This is a genomic window from Roseateles sp. (assembly GCF_036404855.1).
Lineage (GTDB): Bacteria > Pseudomonadota > Gammaproteobacteria > Burkholderiales > Burkholderiaceae_C > Pelomonas.
Map to the genome: position 1 here is coordinate 19,414 of NZ_DASWYS010000185.1, position 8,533 is coordinate 27,946.

The 8,533-nt window shown below is 68.0% G+C and carries 6 protein-coding genes and 1 pseudogene; all 7 read left to right on the forward strand.

All coding sequences use genetic code 11. The annotated features are described in order from the left end of the window. Positions 1 to 16: 16 nt before the first annotated feature. Positions 17 to 370: a hypothetical protein gene (locus VGF12_RS12485; RefSeq protein WP_331176363.1), complete on the forward strand. Its 354-nt coding sequence runs from the start codon at positions 17 to 19 to the stop codon at positions 368 to 370. Between the two features lie 36 nt (positions 371 to 406). Continuing rightward, positions 407 to 1,219 carry a hypothetical protein gene (locus VGF12_RS12490; RefSeq protein WP_331176364.1) on the forward strand — a complete coding sequence of 271 codons (813 nt, stop codon included), beginning with the start codon at positions 407 to 409 and terminating at the stop codon, positions 1,217 to 1,219. A gap of 189 nt (positions 1,220 to 1,408) precedes the next feature. Then, positions 1,409 to 1,936 (forward strand): L,D-transpeptidase, encoded by a 528-nt coding sequence (locus VGF12_RS12495; RefSeq protein ID WP_331176365.1) that lies wholly within the window; start codon positions 1,409 to 1,411, stop codon positions 1,934 to 1,936. Positions 1,937 to 2,065: 129 nt separating this feature from the next. Then, positions 2,066 to 3,622 (forward strand): peptide MFS transporter, encoded by a 1,557-nt coding sequence (locus VGF12_RS12500; protein WP_331176366.1) that lies wholly within the window; start codon positions 2,066 to 2,068, stop codon positions 3,620 to 3,622. Between the two features lie 171 nt (positions 3,623 to 3,793). Continuing rightward, complete coding sequence (locus VGF12_RS12505) at positions 3,794 to 4,981, forward strand: efflux RND transporter periplasmic adaptor subunit (protein ID WP_331176367.1); 1,188 nt, start codon at positions 3,794 to 3,796, stop codon at positions 4,979 to 4,981. A gap of 17 nt (positions 4,982 to 4,998) precedes the next feature. After that, a complete protein-coding gene (locus VGF12_RS12510) occupies positions 4,999 to 8,289 on the forward strand; it encodes a multidrug efflux RND transporter permease subunit (protein ID WP_331176368.1) in 3,291 nt (1,096 codons plus the stop codon). A 1-nt stretch (position 8,290) separates the two neighbouring features. Further along, positions 8,291 to 8,533, forward strand: a pseudogene (locus tag VGF12_RS12515) (multidrug transporter); the annotation flags it as partial.

Below are 8,533 nucleotides of genomic sequence, written 5' to 3' on the forward strand. Positions count from 1 at the left end.
TTCAAAGGAGTTCCCCATGTCCCACCTCAAGACCGTCACCACAGCCCTGACCGCCGCCGTTCTCGTGGGCGGCATCGGCCTCGCCTTCGCCCAGAGCGATGAGCAGAACCAGCCCGCCGAGCCCATGGCAGCGGCCACTACGGGCCCCACCAGCGAGCAGACGCCCGCCGATCCGAACGCGCTGCCGGCGGCCGACACCACCGCGCAGATGCCGCAGCAAACGCCTGCGGACGATCCGGCCCGCACCACGCCGCCGGTGGACACCACGGCCACTGCGCTGCCGAGCGACACCCCGACGGCCAGTGACAACACCTATCGGGCCCCCACCACTTCGGGTGACGAGCCCGCCCCCCGCGCCGACCGCAACTGATCGCGCGGACCTCGGCAGCCCGCTCCGGCAACGGCCATGCGTTTTGGAGCGCGCGCCGAGCTCGACGCCGCCGCGAAGCGGCGCGACATCCTCGTCGGCCTGGCCCAGGGTGGCCTCATCGCCGCCCTGGCGCTGGCCGTGCTGTTCTTCGCCTTCGGCGACAGGTTCAAGGCGCGCAAGCCGGCGCTTGCGGGCGCCCCCCATGCGGCCGCGCCCGCGCCCCCGCCGATCATCGAACGGCGGCTGGACTTCGGCAGCGTCCGCGCCCCGAGCGACGTGAGTCGCGTCGCGGCCTGGGCCGTGCGCGAAGCCGACAACGGCATCGTGCCCTTCGCCATCGTCGACAAGCGCCGCGCTCAGGTGTACGTCTTCAACCCGGGCGGCCGTCTGCTCGGCACCAGCCCGGTGCTGCTGGGCTATGCGGCCGGCGACCTGTCGGTGGCCGGCATCGGCCAGAAGGCCATCGAGGACATCAAGCCGCAGGAGCGCACGACGCCGGCCGGCCGGTTCGTGTCGGAGCCGGGCCGCAACTCGCTGGGCCATGAGGTCGTCTGGGTCGACTACGGTGCCGCCGTTTCGATGCACCGGGTGCGTGCCACCAACCCCAAGGAGCGCCGGCTGGAGCGTCTGGCGACCAAGACGGCGGCCGACAACCGCATCAGCTGGGGCTGCATCAACGTCCCGGTGGACTTCTTCGACCACACGGTCTGGCCCCAGCTCGGTCGAGGCCGCGCCATCGTCTACGTGCTGCCCGAGCGCAGCCCGCTGACCGCCTTCTTCCCGGCCGCCGCCGCACCGCAGCTGCTGGCCCAGGCGGGCTCGCGCAGAGGTAACAGCGCCAAACCGTGAACTCCTTGTCTGTCGGTTACAAGCCCCCCTTCCTAGACTGCCCTGCAGGGGTGACGCGAAGTCTGCGACGCCCGGCACAAGGGGCATCGAGTGGGCAGCAGCTGGGCAGATCGGGCGAGGGCCGGGGTGTTGGGGGCCGCCGCCGCGTGCGGCCTCTTGGCCGCGTCGGGTGCGGCTGCGCAGGCCGCGTTGACCGCCTTGAGGCCGGTCGCGGCTGATGCTCAGGACGAGCGCCCCTTCGCCATCGTCGACAAGCGCGCCGCGACGTTGTCCGTCTACGCAGCTGACGGCCGCCTGGTCGGCCGCGCGCCGGTCCTGCTCGGGTTGACGCCGGGCGACGCCGAGCCGTCCAGCGCGCGCGGCAAGGCGCCGTCGGCGCTGACGGCCCACGAGCGCGTGACGCCATCCGGCCGCTTCGAGGCCCAGCCCGGCCGCAACCTGAGCGGCGAGCGCATCGTCTGGTTCGACTACGAAGCCAATCTCGCGATCCACCGGTTGCGCCCTGCGCCGGCGCACCAGCGCCGCCCCGAGCGTCTGGTCTCGGCCAATCTGCAGGATCGCCGCATCACGCTGGGCTGCGTCGTGGTCGACTCCACCTTCTTCGATCAGGTCGTGCTGCCCACGCTGGGTGCGGGCAGCAGCCTCGTCTACATCCTGCCCGAGCGCGCGCCCCTCGTCGCGTCAGCCGGGGGCGCGCCCCACGCGGCTGCGCCCTAGCGCAAACCCTGGAAAACCCAGGGCAATCCCTGGGGCGCTCGTCCCTGGAAAGCGACCCTTGGGCGGGACAATCCCGGCTTTCCGCGGCGGGCCACCGCCCGCCTCCCCGGTTTACCTGGAACGACAGACGTGACTACCACTTCCCCCGTGTCCGGCCAAGCGGCGACCCCGCTGGCCGGCACTGCCATTCTCGGCCAGCCCAACCAGCTCTTCGTCCTCTTCTTCACCGAGATGTGGGAGCGCTTTTCCTACTACGGCATGCGCGCCCTGCTCGTGCTCTTCCTGATCACCGAAGCCAGCAAGGGGGGCTGGGGCTGGAGCCGTGCCGAAGCGACCAACCTCTACGGCTGGTACACGATGCTGGCCTACCTGACGCCCATCCTGGGCGGCTACATCGCCGACCGGCTGTTGGGCACGCGGCGATCGGTGCTGCTGGGCGGCTTCATCATCGCGGCCGGCCACATCGCGCTGTTCATGGATACGCTGCCGAGCTTCTACCTGGGCCTCGGGCTGGTGGTGTTGGGCACGGGCTTGTTCAAGCCCAACATCTCCGCCATCGTCGGCCAGCTGTACGGCAAGGACAACGAAGGCGCGCGTGACGGCGGCTACACGCTGTTCTACATGGGCGTGAACGCCGGCGCCTTCTTCGGCATCTCGCTGTGCGGCTACATCGGCGAGAAGATCTCCTGGAACCTGGGCTTCGGTCTGGCGGGCCTCTTCATGATCCTGGGCGCCATCCAGTTCTGGCTCAGCCAGGGCCTGTTCGGCCGCATTGGCGACAAGATCGACGCGGCCAAGAAGGCCATGGAGGAAAAGCTCGACGACACGCCTGAGCATGTCGTGGCCGACCGCCTGAAGGCGATCTTCGTGTTCTCCTTCTTCACGATCTTCTTCTGGTTCGCCTTCGAGCAGGCCGGCGGTTCCATGACCATCTTCGCGGCCGACTACACCGACCGCACGCTGGTCGGCACCAGCGGCCTCATCTTCAAGATCGTCAACACCGCGATGACGCTGATCCCGGCGGCCATCCTGTCTTGGCTGCTGTTCAAGCTCTATCGTTCCACCGGCGGCAAGTACGCCATGGCCAATCTCTCGCTGGCCGTCGCCTTCGCCATCATCTGGGGCCTGTGCCTGTGGATGCTGGGCCGCGAGTTCGCGATGGACCAGAGCGAGGTGCCGGCCACCTGGTTCGGCGTGCTGAACAGCTTCTTCATCGTCGTGCTGGCGCCGATGTTCTCCAAGATGTGGGAGCGGCACTGGAATCCGTCCGGCCCGGTCAAGTTCGGCACCGGCCTGGTGCTGCTGGGTCTGGGTTTCGCCGTGCTGTCCTACGGCTCGGCCGGCATTCCCCAGGGCGCCAAGACGGCCCAGGTCAGCATGATGTTCCTGTCGCTGGCCTACCTTTTCCACACCATGGGCGAGCTCTGCCTGTCGCCGGTGGGCCTGTCCTACATCTCCAAGCTGGCGCCGACGCGCCTGCTGGGCCTGATGTTCGGCGTCTGGTTCCTGAACTCGGCCATCGCCAACAAGATCGCCGGCTCCACCGGCGCCTACATCGACCAGATCTCGTCCACCTACTCGATGTCGGTCTTCTTCCTGATCTTCACTGTCATCCCCATCGGCGCCGGCGTCGTGCTGATGGCCATGACCCCGCTGATGAAGAAGTGGATGCACGGCGTTCACTGAGCCGCGCACCATTCCTGTGCTGCCAAGCCGCCTCCGGGCGGCTTTTTGCCGTGCTCACAGTTTTTAACTGTTGACAAGAAATGTCAGCAGCCTGACCGGGCTTTCAGGTTTGGGGTGACGGGACGGGGTGCGAAATGCTTACAGTCGCCGCCTTGCCCTCGGAGCCCCCCCATGACAAAGAAGAACCTGGCCCTGACCCTGACTCCCCTCGTCGCCCTCCTGCTCGCCGCCTGCGGCCAGAAGCAGGACGGCGCCGGTGGCCATGGCGGCCCGCCGCCTGTATCGGTGGCGCCCGCCACGCAGCGAGAGGTGCAGGAGTTCGACGAGTTCACCGCCCGCCTGGAGGCGCCCGACACGGTCGACGTGCGCGCCCGCGTGGCTGGCACGGTCGAAGCGGTGCGCTTCAAGGAAGGCCAGGTCGTCAGGAAGGGCGACCCGCTGTTCAGCATCGACGCCCGCGCCTTCAAGGCCGAGGTGGCCCGCGCCGAGGCGCAGATCGCCGCGCTCAAGACCCAGGCCGATCTGGCCCGCGCTGATCTGGCCCGCTCCGAGAAGCTGGTCAGCGTCAACGCCGTCAGCCAGCAGGAGATCGACCAGCTGCGCTCGGCCCTGCGCAGCGCCGAGGCCAACCAGAAGGCCGCCGAGGCTGCCCTGGTGCAGGCCAGGCTGAATGTCGAGTACGCCAATGTGACGGCCCCCGTCGGCGGCCGCACCTCGCGTGCCAATGTGACGCCCGGCAACCTCGTCGGCGTGGGCGACCCGGTGCTGACCACGGTGGTCTCCAGCGACAAGGTCTATGCCTACTTCGACGCCAGCGAGGCGACCTACCTGAAGTACATGCGCTCGACCAAGCCCATCCTGGCCGCCGTGCAGATGGGGCTGTCCAACGAGCAGGGCTACCCGCACACCGGCAAGCTGGACTTCGTCGACAACCGGCTGAACCCGGCCACGGCATCCATCCGTGCCCGTGCGGTGTTCGACAACAAGGGCGGCCAGTTCACGCCGGGCCTGTACGCCCGCGTGAAGCTGGGCGGCAGTGGCAGCTACCAGGGTGTGGTCATCCCGGAGCGCGCCATCACCACCGACCAGACGCGCAAGATCGTTCTCATCGTTGGTGCCAACAACATCGTGCAGCCCCGCCCCGTCACGCCGGGCGCGCTGATCGACGGCATGCGCGTCGTCGAGGGCGTCAAGGCCGGCGAGCTGGTCATCGTCGACGGGCTGCTGCGCGCCTTCCCCGGCGCACCGGTCACGCCGCAGGTGCTCAAGGTCGACGACAAGGGCATGCCGATTCCGGCCGCACCGCAGGGCCAGCCGGGCGCAGCGCCCGCCGCGCCGGCTTCCGCCGCCTCGAAGTAATCCCAAGGCGGTTGCCCATGGACATCTCACGCTTTTTCATCGACCGGCCGCGTTTCGCGACCGTGTTGTCCTTGTTCGTCTTCCTGCTCGGCGCGCTGGCCATCCCGCTGCTGCCGGTCTCGGAATACCCCGAGGTCGCGCCGCCGCAGGTCGTCGTGCGCGCCCAGTACCCCGGCGCCAACCCGCGCGTCATCGCCGAGACGGTGGCCACGCCGCTCGAGGAGCAGATCAACGGCCTCGAGAACGTGCTCTATTTCGAGAGCCAGGCCACCGGCGACGGCGGCATGACGCTGACGGTCACGTTCAAGATCGGTACGTCCCCCGAGGCCGCCGAGACGGCGGTGCAGAACCGCATCAACCGCGCGCTGCCGCGCCTGCCCGACATCGTCCGCACCATCGGCGTGACGACCGAGAAGTCCGCACCCAACCTGACCATGGTGGTCCACCTGGTCAGCCCGGACAACTCGCGTGATGCGCTCTACCTGCGCAACTACGCCACGCTGAACGTGCGTGACGACCTGCTGCGCATCCCTGGCATGGGCTCGGTGCTGAGCTTCGGCGCAGGCGACTACGCCATGCGCATCTGGCTGGATCCGCAGAAGCTCGCCGCGCGCAGCATGACGGCCGGCGAGGTCGTCGGTGCCATCCGCGAGCAGAACACGCAGGTCGCCGCCGGCGTGGTCGGTGCCTCGCCGTCGCCCAAGGGGACAGACTTTCAGCTGGCCATCAATGCCCAGGGGCGGCTGGCGACGGAGGAAGAGTTCGGCAACATCATCGTCCGCAGCGACACCAAGACCGGCGCCATGGTGCGCGTGAAGGACGTGGCGCGGGTCGAGATCAGCGCCAACACCTATGCGCTGCGCAGCCTGCTGAACAACAAGGAAGCCGCGGCCATCGCCATCTTCCAGGCGCCGGGCTCCAACGCGCTGGCGATCTCTGACAACGTCCGCAAGACCATGGAGAAGCTCAAGCCCAGCTTCCCCAAGGGCGTGGACTACGACATCGTCTACGACCCGACGCGCTTCGTGCAGACCTCCATCGAGAAGGTGGTCAGCACCTTGTTCGAGGCGGTGGCACTGGTGGTGCTGGTGGTCATCTTGTTCCTGCAGACCTGGCGCGCCTCCATCATCCCGTTGGTGGCCGTGCCGGTGTCCATCGTCGGCACCTTTGCCGTGCTGCTGCTGCTGGGCTTCTCCATCAACACGCTGACGCTGTTCGGCCTGGTGCTGGCCATCGGCATCGTGGTGGACGACGCCATCGTGGTGGTCGAGAACGTCGAGCGCAACATCCAGGACGGCCTGACACCACATGCGGCGACCGTCAAGGCGATGCAGGAGGTCTCCGGCCCCATCATCGCCATCGCGCTGGTGCTGTGCGCCGTGTTCATCCCGCTGACGCTGGTGCCGGGCCTGTCGGGCCAGTTCTACAAGCAGTTCGCGGTGACCATCGCGATCTCGACGGTGATTTCGGCCTTCAACTCGCTGACGCTGTCGCCCGCGCTCGCCGCCATCTTGCTGCGCCCCCATGACGCGCCCAAGGACGCGCTGATGCGTGGCATGGACAAGCTGTTCGGCCCCTTCTTCCACTGGTTCAACCGCTTCTTCCACCGCCGCTCCGAGGACTACGGCCGCGGCGTGACCGGCATCCTCAAGCGCAAGTCGATGGCGCTGATCGTCTATGCGCTGCTGCTGGGCGGCACGGCCCTGCTGTTCACGCGAATCCCCAGTGGCTTCGTGCCCGCGCCGGACAAGCAGTACCTGATCGGCATCGTGCAACTGCCGGCAGGCTCCAGCCTGGACCGCACGGAGGAAGTCCTGCGTCGCATGACCGACATCGCACTCAAGGTGCCTGGCATCGTCGACTCGGTGGCCTTCCCCGGGCTGTCGGGTGCCGGCTTCTCGGCCGCGCCCAACGAGGGCATCGTCTTCTTCGGCCTGGAGAGCTTCGACAAGCGCACCACCCGCGACAAGAGCAAGGAGGCCATCCTTGGTCAGGTCAACGGCGCCATCCAGCAGATCCAGGGTGCGCGCATGTTCGTCGTGCCGCCGCCGCCGGTCGACGGCCTGGGTATTGCCGGCGGCTTCAAGGTGCAGGTGCAGGACCGCAGCAGCCAGGGCGAGCAGGCCCTGTACGGCGCGGTCTGGGGCACGCTGGGCCAGGTCTATGGCAACCAGAACACCAGCATCGGCACGCCGTACTCCAACTACGACATCAACGTGCCGCAGCTGTTCGCCAATGTGGACCGCGTGAAGGCAAAGCAGATGGGTGTGCCGCTGGGCTCCATCTACGACACGCTGCAGATCAACCTCGGCTCGCTGTACGTCAACGATTTCACCAAGTTCGGCAAGACCTACCAGGTCATCGTGCAGGCCGATGCGCCCTTCCGCGCCAAGGCCGAGGACATCACGCAGCTCAAGACCCGCAACGATGCGGGCGAGATGGTGCCGCTGGGTTCGCTGATGAGCGTCGAGCCCACCTTCGGCCCGACGCGCGTGACGCGCTACAACGGCTTCCCGTCGGCGGACATCAACGGCGCACCCAAGCCCGGCTTCTCGAGCGGCCAGGCCGAAGGCGAGATCGAGGCCTTGCTGAAGAACCTGCCACGCGGCTTCGGCTACGAGTTCACCGACCTCAGCTACCAGGACCGCCTGACGCGCAACGTCACCGTGCCGGTGCTCAACATCGAGATCCCGACGCTGGCCGCGGTGCTGCTGTTCTCGGTGCTGCTGGTCATCCTCGTGCTCGCCGCACAGTACGAGAGCTGGAGCCTGCCGCTGGCCATCATCCTCATCGTGCCGATGTGCATCCTGTCGGCGCTGTTCGGCGTGTGGCTGTCGCACTTCCCGCCGTTCATGCAGGCGGGAGACCTGAACATCTTCACGCAGGTGGCGCTGGTCGTGCTGGTGGGCCTGGCGTGCAAGAACGCCATCCTGATCGTCGAGTTCGCCAAGGAGCTGGAGGAGCAGGGCCGCACCATCCGCGAGGCCGTCATCGAAGCCTGCCGCCTGCGGCTGCGCCCCATCCTGATGACGTCCATCGCGTTCTGCGCCGGCGTCATCCCGCTGATTCTGGGCAGTGGTGCCGGCAGCGAAATGCGCCGCGCCATGGGCATCGCCGTGTTCGCCGGCATGCTGGGCGTGACGTTCTTCGGCATCTTCCTGACGCCGGTCTTCTACAGCCTGCTGCGCGCCGGCACCGAGAAGCGTCGAGCCCGCGCCGCGGCGCTTCGCGCCCAGGTCGATGCCTCGGCCCATGCCTTCCATCCCGGCATCGACGATGAAGAACCCACGAAGAAGGAGGGCCACTGACATGCTGGTCCGTCTCACCCCTCTCGCCCTTGCGGCGCTGGTCGGCTGCGCCGCGCCAGGTCTGTCGCAAGGCCCGGCCAACCTCGCCCCCGAGAAGTTCGCCCAACTGCCCGCGATCGACGCCCAGGCCAACCCCGGCGCCGCAACGATGACGGCCGCCTTCGTCGACAGCGCCCAACTGCAACGCGTCGTCGACGAGGTGCTGGCGAACAACCGCGACCTGCGCGCGGCCGCGGCGCGCCTC